Origin of the sequence: Jiella mangrovi, assembly GCF_017815135.1 — a bacterium.
Classification (GTDB): Bacteria; Pseudomonadota; Alphaproteobacteria; order Rhizobiales; family Rhizobiaceae; genus Jiella; species Jiella mangrovi.
In genome coordinates this window covers 76656-95234 of the sequence record NZ_JAGJCF010000001.1, presented here as the reverse complement: position 1 = coordinate 95234, position 18579 = coordinate 76656, and the positions used below count along the sequence as shown (strand labels likewise).

Genomic DNA, 18579 nt, shown 5'->3' with positions numbered 1-18579 from the left:
CCTTAAGTGCCGCCCCATCCAAAGTGTCGGGCGAGGCCGATCGGTGTTATCTTTCGAAGATCGATGCTATAAGTAGCCCGGGTAGGCCGTCGATAGTGGCCAATTTCCGCGGCAGGCCGGTGATCGGAGCGATCTACGGTCTTGCGCGTTAGGCCACGGACTACCAGTCGTCAACAACAGGAGAATACGACCATTCGCAGACCATTCCGTGCACCGCCGGCTCAAAAGGAGGGGCCCCGCTCGAATCGTGAAATCCGTGTTCCGCAAATTCAGCTCATCGATCACGAGGGCCAGAATCGCGGGGAGATCGCGACGCAGGATGCCCTCGCTCTCGCAGAGGAGAACGGCCTCGATCTTGTCGAGATCGTCCCGACCGCCAATCCTCCCGTGTGCAAGATCCTTGATCTCGGCAAGCTGAAATACGAGAACCAGAAGAAGGCGGCCGAGGCGCGCAAGCGCCAGAAGACCATCGAGGTCAAAGAGATCAAGATGCGGCCGAACATCGACGAGCACGACTACGAGACGAAGATGAAGTCCGTGCGCCGGTTCTTCGACGAGGGTGACAAGGTCAAGGTCACGCTGCGCTTTCGCGGCCGCGAAATGGCGCATCAGGAGCTTGGAATGAAGCTCCTCAATCGCGTCAAGGAAGAGACTTCGGAATATTCCAAGGTCGAAGCCGAGCCGAAGCTCGAAGGTCGCCAGATGATGATGGTTCTGGCGCCGCGCGGCTGAGCCCTTCACGGTCGCGGGCCGTCAGCCCACGCCACTGATTATTCCCGACCGACTGCCGCCCGATCATCGTGGCGAGGTCGATCGGGGCTGAAACGCTGCCCGGCCAAAGTGCTTCGGCGGCGTTTTTTGTTCGCGGACGTTGCTGCCCGGCGCGTCTCGTCAGCACGGCCCGGCCGCTCTGCGACGGGGGAAGCCTTCCCCTTTCTTCGCGCCGGCGGCGCGCCTATCTGACCGTCAGCGACCGACTGGCCGGTCCGCCGCGATGCTTAGGTTCGATAAGTCGAGCGTCCTTCGTGCGTCCATTCGGACGCACGGCGCTGTAGGAGAACGGGATGGATACGACAAAGGCAGCGGGCGGCCCATCGACGCGGGCGCCGAGCCTTGAGGACATCGAGCGGCTCGCCACGGCCGCCTATGCCGATCTGCCGGCGGAATTTCGGAGCCTTTGCGGGGAAATCCGCTTCATCGTCGCCGATTTTCCCGACGAGGAAATCATGGACGCGATGGAGCTGGAGAGCGAGTTCGACATTCTCGGTCTCTTCGAGGGCATGCCGATCGGCGAGATGGGCGTGCCGATCACCGGTGCGATGGCCAACCGTATCCTGCTCTACCGCCGTCCGATCCTGGATTACTGGGCCGAGCATGACGAGACGCTGGAGGCGATCGTCCGCCATGTCCTGATCCACGAGATCGGCCACCATTTCGGCCTGTCCGACGACGACATGTACGGGCTCGAGCGAGAGGCGGATTGACGGCGCGCCCGCTGGGGCTACGCTCATCCCGGCCGGTCTGCTCCCCCGGCGCCGTGAAGATCGAGTGACAGAAACAGGAGCTGCGGCAGCGGCGTCCATAGCCCGGTCGTCACGCCGGCATCGCGCAGCATCGCCGCGGTCCAGCTGTTACAGTTGGCAAGGATCTGGAAGGTGCCCCGCGCCTCGAAGAAGCGGTCATAGGGACCGTAGCCGGTACCGACGATCTCCGTCGGCGGTTCATCGGCGGCAGTGCGTCGAAAGCTCTGCAGGACCGATGCGATGAGCCGCTGATAGGCGGCATCCGACAAGCCGATGGTTTTCACGGCGGCGGCGGTGTCGTCGATCGGCCCGGCGAGGGCCACATGCAGCGTCGACGCGTCGCCGAGGATGGTTTTCACGACCGGCAGCGGGCGCAGATCCGCCCATGTCCGGGTCTTCGTGTAAAAGCTGCGTCCGCCCCAGCCGATGACGAGCCATCTGACTTGCGGCGCCGCGATCGGCAGGCCAGCGCCGGCAAGAAAGGCAAAGCGCCGGCGCGTCTCGCCGTCGGCGGGCAGGGCGATGTCCGAGTGAATGGGCCCCTTGAGAACGAGAATTCGCTTGGAGGCAGCGCCGTCATTATCCCGGCCCGTGCCGCCGAACGGGATGACGACGCCAAGAACGAGGCATGCAAGGATCAGGCCGGCGGAAAAAGCAGTGCCGCGTAGGAGGAAGGCCCGAAGTCTCGTGCGTGGCCCTTCTGCACTCGGCCTCAATCTGCCTGATTGCGGCTGACGAACTTGTTGAAGTTCGGATTGTCGCCGGACTTGTCCAGCATCAGGGCCAGTTCCTGCTCCTCGAAGATCTCGAAGAACCGATCCCACGAGATCTCTTCGAGCCCTTCATTGTCGCGGCCGTGGTCGAAGCGAAGCACGCCCGGCCCGCCGTCGCCCTTGGTGTCGGAGACGACCGCCGGCTTGCCGCCGGTGCGCTCGGCGAATGCCTTGATGTCGTTGTGGTCGATGACGATGTGCGATGCGGCCATGACTGTCAGCTCCCTCTGGTTGATCGAACTGACGGGGGAAGTCTGTTCGGCCGCAATGCGTTCCGATCTATTGCTCGCCGAGCTTCATCTCGGGATCGTAGTCGAGGCGTGGCACGTTCTTGATCACCGCCTGGCCGCAGCGCATGGTTTTCGTCTCTGCGTCGAAAGCGTAGGTCGGCGAACCATGCAGGTCCCAGCCCTTCGAAAGGGCCAGGCTCACCTTATGGCAGAAGCTGGAATCATCCGGCCCGGAGAGGAAGCGGTAGAGTTTCATCGCTTGGTCTTCTCGTTCAGTTTGTGGCCGATCGTGCCACGATTGCGTCGCGCTGGGCGAGGACCCGGCGGGCTTCGGTGAGGTGCAGCCGCTCGATCATCCTGCCGTCGATCTGGATGACGCCGCGATCGGCGTTTTCCGGTCGTTCGAAGGCGGCGGCGATCCGTTCGGCCTCGGCGATTTCAGCGTCGCTCGGGCCGAAAGCCGCGTTGGCGGGCGCGATCTGGGAGGGATGGATCAGCGTCTTGCCGTCAAAACCCATCCGCCGTCCCGCGTCGCATTCGCGCGCAAAGCCCTCGGCGTCGCGAAAGTCGCCATAGACCCCGTCGAGAACGTCGATCCCGTTCGCCTTGGCTGCCAGGACGATCTGCATCAGCCAGGGCAGGAGTTCGGTTCGCTCCGGTCCCGGCCTGACATTGGTCGCAAGGCGGATATCGTTCGGCCCGACGACGAAGGCCGACAGCCGGCCGCGCACGCCTTTGCGGGCGATCTTCTCGGCTTTGAGGATGCCGCGCGGTGTTTCGATCATCGCCCAGAGCCGCAGCTTTGCCGGCGCGTCCATCTCGTCGAGCGCCCGCGCGGCCTCGTTCAACGCGTCGGCACCCTCGACCTTCGGCAACAGCACCGCATCGACGCCGGCGCCGCGCGCCATCAGGAGATCCTCCGTGCCCTCGCGCAAGACCAGCGGATTGACCCGCACGATCCTGATGCCGGCAAAGCGGCTTTTGCCGAGATGCTCGCGCAATCTCTCCCGCGCCTCGTCCTTCGCCTCCGGCGCGACGGAATCTTCGAGATCGTAGATCAGGCCGTCTGCGGGCAGACCGTCGGATTTTTCCAGCGCCCGCCCGTTGGCGGCCGGCACGAAGAGGAGCGAGCGAAGCAGCATCTGGTCTCGTCCCATGGCGTTTGCGGGCGCGTCGCGGTTCGACGCTGAGATTTGCCTCGTCTCCTGCAACGGAGTAATCCGTTTCGCAAGCTTTCAAACCGAGGAGCGGGATCACGATGCGAAAATTCGACAAGCTGACGGGCGTTGCCGCGCCGATGCCGGTCGTCAATATCGACACCGACATGATCATTCCGAAGGACTATCTGAAGACGATCAAGCGCACCGGCCTCGGCAAGGGCCTGTTTTCGGAGCTGCGCTACCATGATGACGGCTCCGAGAACGAGGATTTCATTCTCAACAAGCCGGCCTATCGCAACGCCGAGATCCTCGTCGCGGGCGACAATTTCGGCTGCGGCTCCTCGCGCGAACACGCGCCCTGGGCGCTGCTCGACTTCGGCATTCGCTGCGTGATCTCGACCTCGTTTGCCGACATCTTCTACAACAACTGCTTCAAGAACGGCATCCTGCCGATCCGCGTTTCGCCCGAGCAGCTCGCCCTTCTCATGGACGATGCCGAGCGCGGCTCCAATGCGCGCATCACCGTCGATCTTCAGAACCAGACGATCGCCGGGCCGGATGGCGGCGAGATCACCTTCGAGATCGATCCGTTCCGCAAGCACTGCCTGCTCAACGGGCTCGACGACATCGGCCTGACGCTGGAGCGGGCGGACAAGATCGAGGGATTCGAAAAGCGGCTGGAGGCCGAGCGCCCCTGGGCGTGAGCTGAAGGCGCCCCCGCAAGCCAGGCGCCAGTTCGGGCGGTTAGTGAAAGCCCGTGGCGGCGAGACTTCGCCACGATCTGCGGCCTTTGACGAGAAACCCGGCGATCAGCTGTTGACGCGCCGGGCGGAATCATCGAAGAAGGCGCCCGCAGCGCTGTGGTAGCTCAGTGGTAGAGCACTCCCTTGGTAAGGGAGAGGTCGAGAGTTCAATCCTCTCTCACAGCACCATCCTTCTTTTCGGAAAATCGATACCGCTCGCGCTTCGTGGCGCCGGTCCAGGCCGACTCGGACGCTCGCGATCTACCCGTCGGCTCTGCCCCCCCGCTCGGTTCGTCGCGGCGGAGCAATCGGTCGGTGGTGAGGCCCCTCCTGACGGAACAACTTGCACTTCATGGCGCGGCGCGCGAACGATGCCGTAACTTCGTGGAACGTCGCCCCATTCGCGTGAGCCACGACAAGCTGCATCGGGAGGAAAAGAAATGGCCGATCTCACCGACACCATCGCGGTCGTCACCGGCGCGGCCTCCGGCCTCGGCGCCGCCACGGCGCGGGCGCTGGCGCAAAGGGGCGCCAAGGTCGCGCTGCTTGATTTCAATCTCGACGGCGCGGCGGCGCTCGCCACCGAAATTGGCGGCAAGGCCTATGAGGTGGACGTTTCCAGCGCCCGATCGGGCGAGGCGGCGTTCGACAGGCTCGTCGCCGATCTCGGACGGCCGAAAATCCTCGTGCACTGCGCAGGCATCGCGCCGGGCAAGAAGATCCTCGGCAAGAGCGGCGTGATGCCGCTCGAAGATTTCGAGCGCGGCATTGCGGTCAATCTCGTCGGCACCTTCAACATGCTGCGGCTGGCGGCCAGGCATATGGCGGAGAACGAGCCGGACGTGGAGAGCCAGCGCGGCGTCATCGTCGTGACGGCTTCGGTCGCGGCCTTCGAGGGGCAGATCGGCCAGGCGAGCTATTCCGCCTCGAAAGGCGGGGTCGTCGGCCTCGTCATGCCGGCGGCGCGCGAACTCGCGGCGCACGGCATCCGCGTCATGGGCATTGCGCCCGGCATTTTCGAGACGCCGATGCTGATGAACATGTCGGAAGAGGTGCAGAAGGGCCTCTTCGCCTCGGTGCCGTTCCCGCACCGCCTCGGCCGGCCGGAAGAATATTCCGACCTCGTTCTGTCGATCATCGACAATCCGATGCTGAACGGAACGGTGATCCGTCTCGACGGTGCCCTGCGGATGCAGCCGCGCTGAAAGCCCGGCGGCCCCTTCATCGCGTGGATCGAGGGGCGATAACGGCCGCCTTTGATCCTGCCGCTCTTTTGCGAGGAGAATTCTTTCAATGGCCATCACACTCTACGAACTCGCCGGACGCGACGCGTCCCGGCCGTTTTCGCCCCATTGCTGGAAGGTCCGCCTGGCGCTGCGGCACAAGGGCCTTGATTTCGAGACGGCGACGGCCGGTTTCACCGAAATCCCTGGTCTTGAAGGCGGCTTCTCCAAGACCGTGCCGATCCTGAAGGATGGCGACACGCTGGTGGCCGATTCCTTCGCCATCGCCGAATATCTGGAAACGGCCTATCCGGACCGCCCGACCCTCTTCGGCGGGGAGGGCGGGCACGCATTGTCACGCTTCGTCGAGAGCTGGACCCAGCGGGTGATCCATCCAGCGCTCGCCCGCTTCGCCGCTCTCGATATCCACGATGGTCTCAGCGAGCCCGATCAGGCCTATTTCCGGTCGAGCCGGGAGAAGGCCTTCGGCACGAGCCTGGAGACCTTCGTCGCAGATCGTGCAGAAAGGGTCGAACCGTTCCTCAAATCGCTGGAGCCGCTTCGCGCCATTGTCGGCAAGCAGGCGTTCCTCGGCGGCGAGAGCCCGCTCTTTGCCGATTACATCGTCTTCGGGGCGTTCCAGTGGGCGCGGGTGTCCTCGCCGTTCCGGTTCCTGCCGGCGAACGATCCGGTGACGGCATGGTTCGAGCGCTGTCTCGCACTTCATGGGGGCGAGGGGAAAAAGGTGCCGGCGGCAGCCTGACGCGAGCCGCGCGCATTTGCGCAGGCGTCGGCTTGCCCCGGCAGAGCCGCGTCGCTATAGGGTGCGGCAGTTTCCCCACCATGTCGAAGACAAGGAATTCTTATGGCGCTCGAACGCACCTTCTCCATGATCAAGCCCGATGCCACGCGGCGCAACCTGACCGGCGCGATCATCCACAAGCTCGAGGAAGCCGGCCTCACCGTCGTCGCCTCCAAGCGCGTGTGGATGAGCAAGCGCGAGGCCGAGGGCTTCTACGCCGTCCACAAGGAGCGTCCGTTCTTCGGTGAGCTGGTCGAGTCGATGTCGTCGGGCCCGACGGTCGTCCAGGTTCTCCAGGGCGAGAATGCGATTGCCAAGAACCGCGAAGTGATGGGCGCGACCAACCCGACCCAGGCCGCAGACGGCACGATCCGCAAGGAATTCGCCCTGTCGATCGGCGAGAACTCGGTCCACGGCTCCGACGCGCCGGAGACGGCCAAGGAAGAGATCGCCTACTGGTTCTCCGAGACCGAAATCGTCGGCTGAGACCAGACGTCCGATCGCGCCCTTGTGGCGCGGCACGGTTTTGACGCGCCCGGATGGATCATGCCATCCGGGCGTCTTCGTTTTGGAGGATCGGCCCGAACTTCGAACGCGCATTTCGGAAGGCCCAAGGCGCGCGGACTTGAGGGGGCGAAGCGGCCTTTGCGCGTTTGAATGGACGCAAGGGGGCGAATGGACGCAAGGGCGCTGCTGTGATCAGGCCTCGCCGCCGAAGAAGGCCGCCAGGACCGCGACGAGGATGAGCGTGTAGACCGCGACGGAGCCGGCGACGAGAAGGATCTGGTAGTTGTTGCCGACGCTCGAGCGCGTCACCTCGCGGGCCTGGTGCAGGAGGTTCGGCCAAGTGTAGGAGACGAAGTCGCCCTGCGTCATGATCGAGACGACGCGGCCCTGATCGTCGACGATCGGCAGGCGGCGAAACCGCTCGGCCGACATCACGCGCATCCACTCGATGAGGTCGTCGTCGGCCTTCGCCACCCGTGGCTTGGCGGTCATGATCTCGCGCAGCTTGGTGGCTTCGGGGTCGCGCTTCGCACCGACCAGCCGTTTCAGGATATCGCGTTCGGTGACGACGCCGATCAGCTTGTCGGCTGCGTCGACCACCATCACCGAGCCGACATTCTTGTCGGTCATCGCGGCGACGGCTTCCATCGCCGTGTCCTCCGGGCCGAAGCTGAGCGGCTTCGGCTTGTCGCGAAATTCCGGTCTGTCCTTGATCTTCATGGGTGCCCTCCCAGACGAAAGAGGAAAGGCTAGTCCCTTCGCGCGCCGACGAAAAGTCGTTGATGGTAAATTCTGGTAATATATCGCTGTTGCAGCTGCTAATGCCGAAGTTGCTTTGCAATATATTGGCACGCCGTGAATGATTGCTTTCTGCGATCGTTGCAGGACTTGCAGTCACGTCTCAGAGCTGGTGCCAGCGCCCCGTGGCCGCGTCGTCGGTGTCCTTCGCCTCGACCCAGCCGCCCACGGTGCCATCCTTAAGGTGCTCGCGCTTCCAGAAGGGGGCGGAAGTCTTCATGAAGTCCATCAGGAAGCTCGCGGCCTCGAAGGCGGCGCCCCGATGGGCCGAAGAGCAGGCGACGAGGACGATCTCCTCGCTGGGCGCGATCAGGCCATAGCGATGGATCGCAGCGACGCCGATGAGGGGCCAGCGCGAAGCCGCCTCACGGGCGATCTTTTCGATCTGCTTTTGTGCCATGCCGGGATAATGCTCGAGCTCCAGCGCCTTCAGCCGCCCGCCTTCGTCGCGGCAATAGCCGGTAAAGGTCACGAGCGCGCCGACGGCGCCCGAGCCGGAGAGGGCGGCCGTGACGGCGCGCGCGTCAATGCTTTCGGCCTGGACGCGGATGTCGAACGCGATCTCGGAACGCTGCGTGTCGGCCCCGCTATCGAACGGGGCCTTCCCTGCGGGGCTCGTCTCCCGGGCGCCGTCATACATGGTCGCGGCAAGGTCGGCGCTGTTGCGGGTGTCTGCCATGGCTCAGCCCCCCGTCATCGGCGGAAAGATCGCGACTTCCTTCGCGCCGGCGAGCGGCTCGGAATGATCGACATGTTCATGATCGATGGCAACACGGATGATCTCCGGCGCCTGCAGCGCCGCATCGTAGGTCTCGCCGCGGCCCTTCAGCCAAAGAAGGAGATCGCCGACGGTGACGACCCCGGCCGGCAGCGCGACCTCTTCCTCGGCCAGGCCGATCCGCTCGCGCACCCAGGCGAAATAGGCAAGTTTCATCTCAAAAAGCTCCTGTCCACTATTGCCCGAGATGGCGGGCGGGGGAGCGGTTGTCCAGTGGACGCCGTAAACTGGACTTGCCGCGTGGCCGGTTCAAACGGGACAGGGGTGGCAGAAGTCGCGTGGCTATCGCGGCGAGGAATCTGCCGGAAGGCGGAGAACGGCCGTTTTCAGCTAAACCGACCGATGGCACCTATGCGGGAAAAAGCAGCCGTTGAACTTTGATGGCCGTTACCGAACCGGCGGGGGTGAAATTCCATTTGTATGGACGCGTAAACTGCTCGAACGATTGCGGTAATAGCTATCCAAGTGAGACCCGAAGCGCGTGGGCCAAGCGAATCGCGGCCTCGACGGCAGCATCGCCATGCAGCGGCCACGCTTGGGTCAGGCCCTCGACGATCACGAGCAGTTCGGTCTCGGCTACCTCAAGGCCGGTTGCCGCGGCCGCTCTGGACGCGACTTCCGCCTTGTGGCGTTTGAGGAACCTGCGGAGCGTATCGCTGTTCGGGTCGGCCGCCACTGCGGCGTGAAACAGACAGCCGTGCGACGCCTCTTTTGCCATCCATGTGCCGACCCTCGCCAGAATGGCATTCGTCGCGTCTTCGGTGTTGTCCGGCAGGCCATCGAAGACATGCGACAGGTAGCGTTGATGCCGGTTCTCCAACGCCGCCAGAACCATGTCGTCACGAGAGGGGGTGTATTTGTAAAGCGTGCGGAGGCTGACGCCAGCGGCATCGCGCAAGGTCTCGACGGACGGTTCTGCAAAGCCGCCGCGGGCAAAAGCGCGCTCGAGACCGGCGGCAATCTTGCTCATCGTGTCTGTCATGGTTGACGGTGTAGAGTGATCCCTCTACCTACGCAAGTAGAGCGATCACTCTACCCCGAAGGAAGCTGTGATGAAACGACCCGCAACGATGCCCGCAACGATGAAAGCCGTCGTCCTCACCGGACATGGAGGTCTCGACAAGCTGGAATTGCGCGAGGATGTGCCGGTGCCGCAACCGGACGCAGGCGAGGTCCTCATCCGGGTCGGTGCCTCCTCGGTGAACAATACCGACGTGAACACGCGGACGGGCTGGTATTCCAAGACCGTGCGGGGCGACACGAACTCGGCAGCCACGGACGGATATGGCGGTGCATCAGACGGCGACGGGGCGTGGTCCGGCGCGCTGAGCTTTCCGCGCATTCAGGGGGCCGATTGCTGCGGCAGGATCGTCGCGGTTGGTGAGGGCGTGGACGGCGCGCGCGTCGGCGAGCGGGTTCTGGTGCGACCAATGTATCGTCCGAACGGCGCGAAGCCCGATGCGCTCGTGACTTTCGGCTCCGAGCGCGACGGTGCCTTTGCCGAATACACGACCGTCGAGTCCGAGCACGCCTTGAGGATCGACAGCGCGCTTTCCGATATCGAGCTTGCCTCCTTTCCCTGCGCGTTCTCAACCGCCGAGGGCATGATCCAGCGCGCGGCCCTGGGCGCGGAACGGGTGCTGATCACGGGTGCCTCCGGCGGTGTCGGCTCGGCCGCCGTGCAGCTTGCCAAACGCCGCGGCGCGCATGTCACGGCGGTCACCAGTGCTGCAAAGATGGAGGCGCTGAAGGAGCTTGGAGCCGACATCGCGATTGATCGAAACGATGCTTTCCCCGAGGCCGCTTTCGATGTCGTGCTCGACCTCGTTGGCGGGCCGCGATGGCCTGCATTGCTGGAGGCGCTGGTACCGAAAGGCCGCTATGTAACCTCCGGTGCCATCGCCGGGCCAATCGTCGAGCTCGACCTGCGAACCTTATACCTCAAGGACCTGACGCTTCTCGGAAGCACCCGACAGGACTTGGGGGTCTTCGCTGACTTGGTGCGCTACATCGAGGCGGGAGAGATACGTCCGGTCGTAGCTGAGCGTCGCCAGCTGCACGAGCTGCGCGCTGCTCAGGAAGCGTTTCTCAAGAAATCTCATCTGGGCAAATTCGCCATAGAGGTTGCTGGGTGACATGCACATGAGCCCGGCCCTTCGCATCGGAACCCTGGGCTTTGCCCTGATCGCCGTCTGCTACGGTTTCGCCCGCTTCGCATTTGGACTGTTCCTGCCGCAGATCGACGGCGATCTTGGCCTTGGCCCCTCGCTCAGCGGTATCATCTCGGGCGGCTCCTTTGCCGGCTATTGCGTTGCGATCATCGCGTCATCGCTTTTGACGGAACGGATCGGCGCGCGCGCGGTCGCCGTCGGGGCGGCTGGTGTTGCGGCCATCGGCATGGCCGGGATCGCGCTTGCCCCGTCACCATTGATCCTGGCCTTCGCCGTCATCGTGGCCGGTTCGACTACGGGCCTTGCCTCGCCGCCCATGGCCGCCGCAGTGGCAGCGGGCGTGCGCAAGAGCCGTCAGGATCTCACGAACACCATAATCAATGCCGGAACGAGCGCGGGCGTGGCCCTGTCGGGACCGATCGCCCTTGCCATTGCCGGGCAGTGGCGGCTGGCCTTCGGTGCGTTCGCGGCCGTGGCGGCGGTGCTCGCCATCGCGGCTGCGGTTTCCCTTCCAGCTTCGAATGGCGGCACGGAGGCCGGCGGTCTGCCTCCAATGAACGGCCCGGTCCTGCGTCTGATTTCCGCGTCGTTCCTGATGGGCGCGTCGAGCACCGCCGTATGGTCCTTCGGAGGCCAGCTCGTCTCGCAGCAGCTGGGGTGGGGGCCGACCGGAACCGGCGTATTGTGGACCTGCATCGGTGCTGCCGGCATTGCCGGAGCCTGGGCCGGCTCGCTGGTCAATCGTTTCGGCCTAGACGCGGTTCACTGGACTTTCCTCGGGCTTATGGCCGCGAGTATACTCTTGATTGGATTGGGTATTGCCCCTCCCGCTCTTACGCTCGCCGGAGGCGCTCTCTTCGGCGGGGCGTATGTAATGGTGTCGGGAGTTTATCTCGTCTGGGGCGTCCAAGCCCTCCCAAACCGTCCGGCAACCGGGCTCATGGTCGGCTTCCTGATGATGGCAGTCGGTCAGACGGCTGGCGCCCCCGTCTTCGGACTTCTGATGGCGGAGAGCGGCCCGGCGCCAGCAGTCCTTTGCTTTGGTGGCATCGCGATCCTCGCCGGGGTCTTTCGGGCAAAAGCCGTGATCGACCCCGTAACGGCGTAATTTTCGTGCAAATCAGGCGCCTATGGAAAATCTCGAAGGGCTCGAAGCGGACAGTCGCTGTAAAACATTCAAGTGACCTCATACCGTCGGCCCCGGTCTTTGACCGTTGCCAAGGGGTGACCGCTCAATCGCCGCGCAGGCTTTATACCAGCGGCCCGAGGGTCATTCCCCCGGGTCGCGCTGGTATCAGAGCGCCGCGTGTCCAATCGTAGCGCGCCTTGCGTCCGACAGGACGAACAAAGCACAATGCGAAGTGGGTCGAAAGCAGCCGATCTATTCGGTGGTCTGCCGCTCGCTCAGTCGTCGATGTGCCTGAGCCCGGCGCGAAAATAGTCGTAGCCGGTGTAGAGGGTGACGAGGGCCGATATCCACAGGAGGACGAGGCCGACCTGGGTGATGCCGGGCAGGAACTCGTCGCCCGCCGGACCTGCGAGCAGGAAGGCGATGGCGACCATCTGGATCGTCGTCTTCCATTTGGCGAGCCGCGTCACCGGGACGGAAACCTTCAGCTCGGCGAGATATTCGCGAAGGCCCGAGACGAGGATCTCGCGGCACAGGATGATGATTGCGGCCCATAAGCTCCAGCCGGCAATGCTGCCTTCGGCGGCGAGAAGCAGCAGGACGGCGGCGACGAGCAGCTTGTCGGCGATCGGATCGAGCATCCGGCCGATGGTGGAGGACTGATTCCAGGCTCTCGCCAGATAGCCGTCGAAATAGTCGGTGATCGAAGCGGCGATGAAGATGCCGAGCGCCGTCCAGCGTGCATAGTCCGGGCTGCGCAGCTGGCCTTCCATGAAAAAGCACATGACGACGAGCGGAACGCAGACGATCCGGGCATAGGTGAGGATGTTGGGAAGGCTCAAAGCCTTGGACGCCATGGAACGATCGCCTGCGGAAATCCGATTTGGTCTCTCAAAGCGCGGCGGGGCGGGCCGCGTCAACCGCGCAAGGGCGCTGATCGGCATATTCGCCCCCAAACGTGTCGAATGTTTCACCCTCCGGCGTGGAAATGATCGTAGATCAGCTGCGCCGTGGCCGCGGAGATGCCCTCGACCTCGGTGAGATCGCTGAGCGCTGCGCGGGACACGGCCTTCGCCGTGCCGAAATGATGGAGGAGGGCGCGCTTTCTCGATGGGCCGATGCCGGCGATCTCATCGAGCGGGTTCTTGACCAGCTCCTTCTTGCGCTTGGCGCGGTGGGTGCCGATGGCGAAGCGATGGGCCTCGTCGCGCAGCCGCTGGACGAAATAGAGCACGGGGTCGCGCGGCGGCAGCGAGAACGGCTCCCGGCCTTCGATGACGAACCGCTCGCGGCCGGCATCGCGGTCGACGCCCTTGGCGATGCCGATGGCGGTGATGCGGTCGGCAATGCCGAGTTCGCCTAAAATGGCGCGCACTGCCGACATCTGCCCCTTGCCGCCGTCGATCAGGACGAGGTCCGGCCAGGCCGGCATCGGCGCGTCGTCGGCGAGATCGTCGACGGTGTCTTCGCCGGGCGTTGCCGCTTCGCTCGCAATGCCGGTATCGGCCGTCGCGGGCATGGTCTCGGCATTCTCCTTGATCAGCCGCGAGAAGCGCCGCCGGATGACCTCCTTCATCATGCCGAAATCGTCGCCGGGCGTGATGTCCTCGCCCTTGATGTTGAACTTGCGGTACTGGTTCTTGGCAAAGCCTTCGGCCCCGGCGACGATCATCGCGCCCACGGCGGCCGTGCCCATGATGTGGGAGTTGTCGTAGACCTCGATCCGGCGGGGCACGCTGGCAAGGCCGAAGGTCTCCTGCAGCCCCTTGAGCAGCCGGGCCTGTGTCGAGGTTTCCGCCAGCCGCCGTCCGAGGGCTTCCTTGGCGTTGGAGGTCGCATGATCGACGAGGTCGCGCTTGGCGCCCCGCGACGGCACCTCGATGCGCACCTTGCGGTCGGCCTTGAGGCTGAGCGCCTCGCCGAGCAGCGCCTCGTCCTCGATCCGGACCGGAAGCAGGACCAGCCGGGGCGCGGGCGTGTCGTCGTAAAACTGGCCGAGAAACGCGCCGAGCACGGCTTCCGGCTCGAGCAGGGGATCGGCCTTGGGGAAATAGGCGCGGTTGCCCCAGTTCTGGCCGGTGCGGAAGAAGAACACCTGGATCGACGTCAGGCCGCCTTCCTGATGGATGGCGAAGACGTCGGCCTCCTCGATGCCGTCGGGATTGATGCCCTGATGGCTCTGGACGTGGGAGAGGGCGGCGAGGCGATCGCGGTAGACGGCGGCGCGCTCGAAATCGAGTTCGTTCGAAGCCGACTGCATGGCATGGGACAGCGAGGTCTTCACGTCGTTGGAATGGCCGGACAGGAACGCCGTCGCCTCGTCGACGAGTTCGGAATATTCCTGTTCGTTCACCTCGCCGGTGCAGGGGCCGGAGCAGCGCTTGATCTGATAGAGCAGGCAGGGCCGGGTGCGCGCGTCATAGACGCTGTCGGAGCAGGTGCGCAGCAGGAAGGCCCGCTGCAGCGCGTTGATCGTCCGCCCGACCGCACCGGCCGAGGCGAAGGGCCCGAAATAGCGGCCCTTCCTGTTCCTCGCGCCGCGATGCTTCATTATCGCCGGCGCGGCATGATCCTGGCTGATCAGGATGTAGGGAAACGACTTGTCGTCCCGCATCAGGACGTTGAAGCGGGGCCGCAGCCGCTTGATGAGGTTCGCCTCGAGCAGGAGCGCCTCGGTCTCCGTGCGCGTCGTCACGAATTCCATGTTGCAGGTCTTGGCGATCATCCGCGCGATGCGCTGGGTATGGCCGCCGGACCGCGCATAGCTGGAGACGCGCTTCTTGAGCGAGCGCGCCTTGCCGACATAGAGGATCTCGCCGTCCGCACCGAACATGCGATAGACGCCCGGCGAATTCGGCAGGCGCCGGACCAGGGCGGCGATCAGCTCGGCGCCCTTCAGCTCGCCCTCGACCGCCCGGCTGGCATCGTCCCACTCGATCGCCTCGATCAAGGCGGCGGCAGCCGACGGGGCCGGCGTCGACGGAGCGGCATCGTCCGCGCCGGTCTCGTCGCCGTCGTCGAAATCACCGTCGATGTCGAGGTCTGCTTCGGTGTCTTCGGTGATGGCTTCGTCCTCGGCGATCGTTCCAGGCTCGTCGACGCCGCCTGTATCCGCATTCGGCATCAGGGCTCGGGCGCTGTGGCGCGAATATCGCTGTGCGCGCGAGCGGCCCAACGTTCTATCCTCTTCTTCCCGTTCATCGGCGGCACGACCCGCATCTGTTGCCGCCAGCGTTATATGATCATTGATCATGAGAAATGCAGGGGGCGAAGCGACGCGCCGCCGAACTTTCCCCGCCAATTTTCAGGGTGGTTGCGGCATCTCGCATGCGGGCGAAGTGCAGATATGCAACAACTTGAAAAAACCTTTCGCCTCCTGCTCTCGGAAGCGTCAGTGTGACCTGTTTCCGCCATGTGTTATGACCCATCTGTTCGAACAGGCCGCCTAATCGCGACGCGGAACGCGCCGGTTTGTTCTGGCGGAGGGCTCTCACGGCCCGGAATGGCGGATTTTGCCACCGGTCCATGGCAGTGATGGAACGTCTATGTTGATGGCAGGAACACTTCGGTCGATCACCGTCGCGCTGTTGGGGACGATCGTTCTTGGAGCCGGCAGCGCGTCTGCGGCCGACGTCGTCTACGATCAGCCACTCGTCCCGCCGTCGCCCGAGGCGCCGTCTTCGCCGGTCTATGTCTGGTCGGGCCCTTATGCGGGTGTCTTCGTCGGGTACAATTTTTCCCGCTTCAAGAATGCTGGAAACGTCACCTTCGATGGTGACGGCCTCGTCGGCGGCGTTTATTCGGGCTACAATTTCGAAGACGGCCCCGTCGTCTACGGCGTCGAGGCCGATCTTGGCGGCTCCGGCGTCGACGGTTCGAATTTCAGCCCGTTGCTCGGCGACGACGTCGATGGCGACCAGAACGTCTTCGGCTCGCTGCGCGGCAGGGTCGGCGTTCAGGCCGATCCCTTCCTGGTCTTTGCGACGGGCGGCGTTGCCGCCTCGCGCAACCAGCTGTCTTCGGGGGGCGCGTCCGACACCAAAACCAGCGTCGGCTACACGGTCGGCGCCGGTGTCGAGGCCAAGTTCTCCGACGATGTCAGCGGCAGGCTCGAATATCGCTATTCGAATTTCGGCAGCAAGGACTACGATCTGGGCAGCACGACCGTATCCTCCGGCTTCGACGAACATTCCATCCGTGCCGGCATTGCGTTGAAATTCTGACCGGTTCGGCGGCTTTTCGCCGTCGCGAAAATTGATCCTTTCATCGACGAATGGTCGGACGCTCGCTTTCGGACTGGCGGCATCGCCCCGCGACCGGCTCGCCGGCAACACGGTGCCGCGCCGTTCGACCAGAAATTTCATTCGATGGTAAGTTGCGCCAGGATTTCAGTCGAAAGGATCATTGCAAACGAGAATTTTATATATTTGTATCAATGGTTTGGAAAAGATTTTCGTCACTTCGCTTCACGCTCCCTTAAGCGACTGGTTGCAATTTTAGCGAGGTGACGGCGTTGGCGCCGGATTTGCAACCCAGGGAGGTGTCCGTGCAGCTCAATCGGTTTTCCATCACGAAGCGTCTGGTCGCGGCCCTGGTGCTTCCCTTCCTTCTCATTGGCGCCCTCGGCGGGCACGAGATCAGCGAGTTCTATGAGGACTATCGGACGATGAGTGGCGTGGTCGTGACCGGCTCCGATCTCGACGTCATCGGCGGCCTCGTTCACGGCTTGCAGGTCGAGCGGGGCACGTCTTCCGGCTTTCTCGGCTCACGCGGTACGAAGATGCAGGAGAAAATGCTCGGTGCCAGAGCCAAGGTTGACGCGGCTCTCGCAGGCTTCAAGGCCGACGAACTCGGCACCGCCTCCGCCGGCGGGGGCGATCTCGCCTCCTATCGTCAGTCGGTGATCGATGCGCTGGGCCGGCTTTCCGCGGTTCGTCAGGCGGTCTCCGCTCTTTCGATGCCACGCGAAACGGCATTCGACTACTACAATGCCACCATCGCCTCGCTGACCGCGCTGATGAATGCGATGAGCAAGAGCGAGGATGGGATGACCGTCGCCGACCTCGTCATTGCCTACAACAATCTCGTGGCGGCGAAGGACATCGCCGGGCGCGAACGCGGCGAAGGCGCTGGCATCATCGCGTCGGGACGTCTTTCGCAGGTCGGCTTCGAGCGGTTCCGCGAGCTTTCGGGCGGTTTCGATGCCTATCTCAGCCGGTTCATCGCCATGGAACCGATGGGCCGGGAGGCTTCGCTCCGCCAGCGCCTCGACGACGCCGGGCTTCCGACCGTCCGTCAGATGAGCGCGCGGATCCTGCATGACGGTGTCGGTGGCGATTTGTCCGACCTCAATGCCGCCGAATGGTTCGATCTGACGACCAGGGTCATCGAGGAAATGGCGAAGATCGAGAAAGAGACGATCGGTCAGATCCAGGCCCTTGCCAAGGCGGAGAGCGCGCAGACCTGGACGAACTTCGTGCTACTGTTGGCGCTCGTCGTCGGCACGACGCTGGCCGTCATCCTCGCCTCGATCGTGATCGCCCGTTCGATCACGAGACCGCTGAACGCTCTCATCGGCTGCATGAAACGCCTGGCCGAAGGCGAGGTGGACATGAGCGGGGTCGATACGTCGGGTCAGGACGAGGTCGCCAGGATGGCGCGCGCGGTTTCCGCCTTCGCCGTGGTGACCGAAGACAACGCGAAGAAGAAGCTCGAGGAAGACCGCCAAAATCTCGAGGAGCGCCAGGCACAGCAGGCGATGGTCGATGCGGAACGCGCCAGAACGGCCGATGAGATGGAAACGGCGATGGTTGCGGTCGGCGGGGCGCTGAAGCGCCTGGCCGCCGGCGACGTCGCCTACCGGATCGAGACGGCCCTGCCGGGCGAATTCGACAATCTGCGCCGGGACTACAACGAATCCGTCCACATGCTCGAAGAAACGATCGCCACCGTGAAGAGCGTCGCCGAAAGCGTCGAGCGGGGCGTGAGCGAACTGCGCGTCGCCTCGGACGACCTTGCGCGCCGCACCGAGCAGCAGGCGGCTTCGCTGGAGACCACATCCGCCTCGATGTCCGAGGTTTCGATGACGGTGAATTCGACCGCCAGGCGCGCCTCGACCGCGGGGCAATACGTCACCGAGACCGCAGATTTCACGCGCAGCTCCGGTCAGCTCGTCGACGAGTCGGTTTCCGTCATGAGCAAGATCGCGGACTCCTCGAAGGAAATCTCGCAGATCGTCTCCGTGATCGACGAAATCGCCTTCCAGACCAATCTTCTTGCCCTCAATGCCGGTGTCGAGGCGGCGCGGGCGGGCGAGGCGGGCAAGGGCTTTGCGGTGGTCGCGCAGGAAGTGCGCGAACTCGCCCAGCGTTCCAGCCAGGCGGCCCAGGAAATTCGCGGGCTGATCGACCGGTCGGTATCATCGCTCGAAAATGGTGTTTCGCTGTTCGAACGGACCGGCGGCGCGCTCGGCACGATCCTCGAAAAGGTCGAGACCATACGCGTCGAGGTGACCGCGATCGTCGAGGCTGCGCGTGAGCAGGCCGATCAGGTCGGCCACGTCAACGATACACTGTCGCAGATGGATACAACGACGCAGCGCAATGCCGCCCTCGTCGAGCAGGCGACCGCCGCGACCCACGGCCTTGCCAGCGAGGCTTCGGCGCTTGCCAGCCAGATCGCGGTTTTCACGCTCGAAGAGCCACAGCGGCGGCAGATGGCGCGTGCGGCATGACCGGATAGA

At 64.1% G+C, this 18579-nt stretch carries 20 protein-coding genes and 1 tRNA gene; 11 read left to right on the top strand and 10 right to left on the bottom strand.

The features are described 5' to 3' along the window. Positions 1 to 192 precede the first annotated feature (192 nt). The gene (infC, locus tag J6595_RS00435) at positions 193 to 732 is read left to right on the top strand and encodes a translation initiation factor IF-3 (protein ID WP_209592931.1); all 540 of its coding nucleotides are present in this window, start codon (positions 193 to 195) and stop codon (positions 730 to 732) included. Between the two features lie 332 nt (positions 733 to 1064). Then, a complete protein-coding gene (locus tag J6595_RS00430) occupies positions 1065 to 1484 on the top strand; it encodes a metallopeptidase family protein (protein WP_209592459.1) in 420 nt (139 codons plus the stop codon). Positions 1485 to 1507: 23 nt separating this feature from the next. Here the strand turns inward: J6595_RS00430 and J6595_RS00425 are convergent, their stop codons facing one another. The 4 genes from J6595_RS00425 to J6595_RS00410 all read right to left on the bottom strand — a co-directional run bounded on the left by J6595_RS00425 (position 1508) and on the right by J6595_RS00410 (position 3668). Next, positions 1508 to 2239 carry a TIGR02117 family protein gene (locus tag J6595_RS00425; protein ID WP_209592458.1) on the bottom strand — a complete coding sequence of 244 codons (732 nt, stop codon included), beginning with the start codon at positions 2237 to 2239 and terminating at the stop codon, positions 1508 to 1510. Further along, positions 2236 to 2508 (bottom strand): hypothetical protein, encoded by a 273-nt coding sequence (locus tag J6595_RS00420; protein ID WP_209592457.1) that lies wholly within the window; start codon positions 2506 to 2508, stop codon positions 2236 to 2238. Before J6595_RS00420 ends, J6595_RS00425 begins: the two co-directional genes overlap by 4 nt. A gap of 67 nt (positions 2509 to 2575) precedes the next feature. Then, complete coding sequence (locus J6595_RS00415) at positions 2576 to 2782, bottom strand: DUF1737 domain-containing protein (protein WP_209592456.1); 207 nt, start codon at positions 2780 to 2782, stop codon at positions 2576 to 2578. A gap of 16 nt (positions 2783 to 2798) precedes the next feature. Beyond that, positions 2799 to 3668, bottom strand: a complete 870-nt coding sequence (locus J6595_RS00410) for an HpcH/HpaI aldolase/citrate lyase family protein (RefSeq protein ID WP_245197511.1) — start codon at positions 3666 to 3668, stop codon at positions 2799 to 2801. Positions 3669 to 3784: 116 nt separating this feature from the next. Between J6595_RS00410 and leuD the strand changes: the two genes are divergently transcribed. From leuD to ndk, 5 genes are all read left to right on the top strand, one after another. Then, positions 3785 to 4390 (top strand): 3-isopropylmalate dehydratase small subunit, encoded by a 606-nt coding sequence (gene leuD, locus J6595_RS00405; protein WP_209592455.1) that lies wholly within the window; start codon positions 3785 to 3787, stop codon positions 4388 to 4390. A gap of 153 nt (positions 4391 to 4543) precedes the next feature. After that, positions 4544 to 4618 (top strand) — tRNA-Thr (locus J6595_RS00400). 251 nt (positions 4619 to 4869) lie between these two features. Then, the gene (locus J6595_RS00395) at positions 4870 to 5634 is read left to right on the top strand and encodes an SDR family NAD(P)-dependent oxidoreductase (RefSeq protein WP_209592454.1); all 765 of its coding nucleotides are present in this window, start codon (positions 4870 to 4872) and stop codon (positions 5632 to 5634) included. Positions 5635 to 5722: 88 nt separating this feature from the next. Continuing rightward, positions 5723 to 6415 carry a glutathione S-transferase family protein gene (locus J6595_RS00390; protein ID WP_209592453.1) on the top strand — a complete coding sequence of 231 codons (693 nt, stop codon included), beginning with the start codon at positions 5723 to 5725 and terminating at the stop codon, positions 6413 to 6415. 102 nt (positions 6416 to 6517) lie between these two features. Continuing rightward, positions 6518 to 6940 (top strand): nucleoside-diphosphate kinase, encoded by a 423-nt coding sequence (gene ndk, locus J6595_RS00385; protein WP_209592452.1) that lies wholly within the window; start codon positions 6518 to 6520, stop codon positions 6938 to 6940. Positions 6941 to 7153: 213 nt separating this feature from the next. On the opposite strand, the gene J6595_RS00380 is transcribed toward ndk, so the two are convergent. The 4 genes from J6595_RS00380 to J6595_RS00365 form a co-directional block, all read right to left on the bottom strand. Then, positions 7154 to 7681 (bottom strand): CBS domain-containing protein, encoded by a 528-nt coding sequence (locus J6595_RS00380; protein ID WP_209592451.1) that lies wholly within the window; start codon positions 7679 to 7681, stop codon positions 7154 to 7156. Positions 7682 to 7862: 181 nt separating this feature from the next. Continuing rightward, positions 7863 to 8321 (bottom strand): molybdenum cofactor biosynthesis protein MoaE, encoded by a 459-nt coding sequence (locus J6595_RS00375; protein WP_342453069.1) that lies wholly within the window; start codon positions 8319 to 8321, stop codon positions 7863 to 7865. Between the two features lie 120 nt (positions 8322 to 8441). Then, on the bottom strand, positions 8442 to 8693 hold the full coding sequence (moaD, locus tag J6595_RS00370; RefSeq protein WP_209592450.1) for a molybdopterin converting factor subunit 1: 252 nt from the start codon (positions 8691 to 8693) through the stop codon (positions 8442 to 8444). 301 nt (positions 8694 to 8994) lie between these two features. Beyond that, the gene (locus J6595_RS00365) at positions 8995 to 9507 is read right to left on the bottom strand and encodes a TetR/AcrR family transcriptional regulator (RefSeq protein ID WP_245197509.1); all 513 of its coding nucleotides are present in this window, start codon (positions 9505 to 9507) and stop codon (positions 8995 to 8997) included. Between the two features lie 82 nt (positions 9508 to 9589). Here J6595_RS00365 and J6595_RS00360 point away from each other — a divergent pair, with 82 nt between their 5' ends. Both J6595_RS00360 and J6595_RS00355 read left to right on the top strand, forming a co-directional pair. After that, complete coding sequence (locus J6595_RS00360) at positions 9590 to 10672, top strand: alcohol dehydrogenase family protein (protein ID WP_245197508.1); 1083 nt, start codon at positions 9590 to 9592, stop codon at positions 10670 to 10672. 7 nt (positions 10673 to 10679) lie between these two features. Then, a complete protein-coding gene (locus J6595_RS00355) occupies positions 10680 to 11816 on the top strand; it encodes an MFS transporter (RefSeq protein WP_209592448.1) in 1137 nt (378 codons plus the stop codon). A gap of 296 nt (positions 11817 to 12112) precedes the next feature. On the opposite strand, the gene pgsA is transcribed toward J6595_RS00355, so the two are convergent. Both pgsA and uvrC read right to left on the bottom strand, forming a co-directional pair. Continuing rightward, positions 12113 to 12694 carry a CDP-diacylglycerol--glycerol-3-phosphate 3-phosphatidyltransferase gene (gene pgsA / locus J6595_RS00350; RefSeq protein WP_209592447.1) on the bottom strand — a complete coding sequence of 194 codons (582 nt, stop codon included), beginning with the start codon at positions 12692 to 12694 and terminating at the stop codon, positions 12113 to 12115. 113 nt (positions 12695 to 12807) lie between these two features. After that, the gene (gene uvrC / locus J6595_RS00345) at positions 12808 to 14961 is read right to left on the bottom strand and encodes an excinuclease ABC subunit UvrC (RefSeq protein ID WP_209592446.1); all 2154 of its coding nucleotides are present in this window, start codon (positions 14959 to 14961) and stop codon (positions 12808 to 12810) included. Between the two features lie 427 nt (positions 14962 to 15388). Between uvrC and J6595_RS00340 the strand changes: the two genes are divergently transcribed. Then, positions 15389 to 16060 carry an outer membrane protein gene (locus J6595_RS00340; protein ID WP_209592445.1) on the top strand — a complete coding sequence of 224 codons (672 nt, stop codon included), beginning with the start codon at positions 15389 to 15391 and terminating at the stop codon, positions 16058 to 16060. 323 nt (positions 16061 to 16383) lie between these two features. After that, positions 16384 to 18570 carry a methyl-accepting chemotaxis protein gene (locus J6595_RS00335; protein ID WP_209592444.1) on the top strand — a complete coding sequence of 729 codons (2187 nt, stop codon included), beginning with the start codon at positions 16384 to 16386 and terminating at the stop codon, positions 18568 to 18570. The last annotated feature ends 9 nt before the right edge of the window (positions 18571 to 18579 follow it).

What these genes read in the sequence shown, in the direction of transcription:
- J6595_RS00430 (WP_209592459.1), top strand. Translation starts at nt 1,065, where the DNA reads ATGGATACGACAAAGGCAGCGGGCGGCCCATCGACGCGGGCGCCGAGC.
- leuD (WP_209592455.1), top strand. Translation starts at nt 3,785, where the DNA reads ATGCGAAAATTCGACAAGCTGACGGGCGTTGCCGCGCCGATGCCGGTC.
- J6595_RS00410 (WP_245197511.1), bottom strand. Translation starts at nt 3,668, where the DNA reads ATGCTGCTTCGCTCGCTCCTCTTCGTGCCGGCCGCCAACGGGCGGGCG.
- moaD (WP_209592450.1), bottom strand. Translation starts at nt 8,693, where the DNA reads ATGAAACTTGCCTATTTCGCCTGGGTGCGCGAGCGGATCGGCCTGGCC.
- pgsA (WP_209592447.1), bottom strand. Translation starts at nt 12,694, where the DNA reads ATGGCGTCCAAGGCTTTGAGCCTTCCCAACATCCTCACCTATGCCCGG.
- J6595_RS00420 (WP_209592457.1), bottom strand. Translation starts at nt 2,508, where the DNA reads ATGGCCGCATCGCACATCGTCATCGACCACAACGACATCAAGGCATTC.
- J6595_RS00340 (WP_209592445.1), top strand. Translation starts at nt 15,389, where the DNA reads ATGGCAGGAACACTTCGGTCGATCACCGTCGCGCTGTTGGGGACGATC.
- J6595_RS00380 (WP_209592451.1), bottom strand. Translation starts at nt 7,681, where the DNA reads ATGAAGATCAAGGACAGACCGGAATTTCGCGACAAGCCGAAGCCGCTC.
- J6595_RS00360 (WP_245197508.1), top strand. Translation starts at nt 9,590, where the DNA reads ATGAAACGACCCGCAACGATGCCCGCAACGATGAAAGCCGTCGTCCTC.
- J6595_RS00415 (WP_209592456.1), bottom strand. Translation starts at nt 2,782, where the DNA reads ATGAAACTCTACCGCTTCCTCTCCGGGCCGGATGATTCCAGCTTCTGC.
- J6595_RS00365 (WP_245197509.1), bottom strand. Translation starts at nt 9,507, where the DNA reads ATGAGCAAGATTGCCGCCGGTCTCGAGCGCGCTTTTGCCCGCGGCGGC.
- J6595_RS00395 (WP_209592454.1), top strand. Translation starts at nt 4,870, where the DNA reads ATGGCCGATCTCACCGACACCATCGCGGTCGTCACCGGCGCGGCCTCC.
- ndk (WP_209592452.1), top strand. Translation starts at nt 6,518, where the DNA reads ATGGCGCTCGAACGCACCTTCTCCATGATCAAGCCCGATGCCACGCGG.
- J6595_RS00390 (WP_209592453.1), top strand. Translation starts at nt 5,723, where the DNA reads ATGGCCATCACACTCTACGAACTCGCCGGACGCGACGCGTCCCGGCCG.
- J6595_RS00355 (WP_209592448.1), top strand. Translation starts at nt 10,680, where the DNA reads ATGAGCCCGGCCCTTCGCATCGGAACCCTGGGCTTTGCCCTGATCGCC.
- uvrC (WP_209592446.1), bottom strand. Translation starts at nt 14,961, where the DNA reads ATGCCGAATGCGGATACAGGCGGCGTCGACGAGCCTGGAACGATCGCC.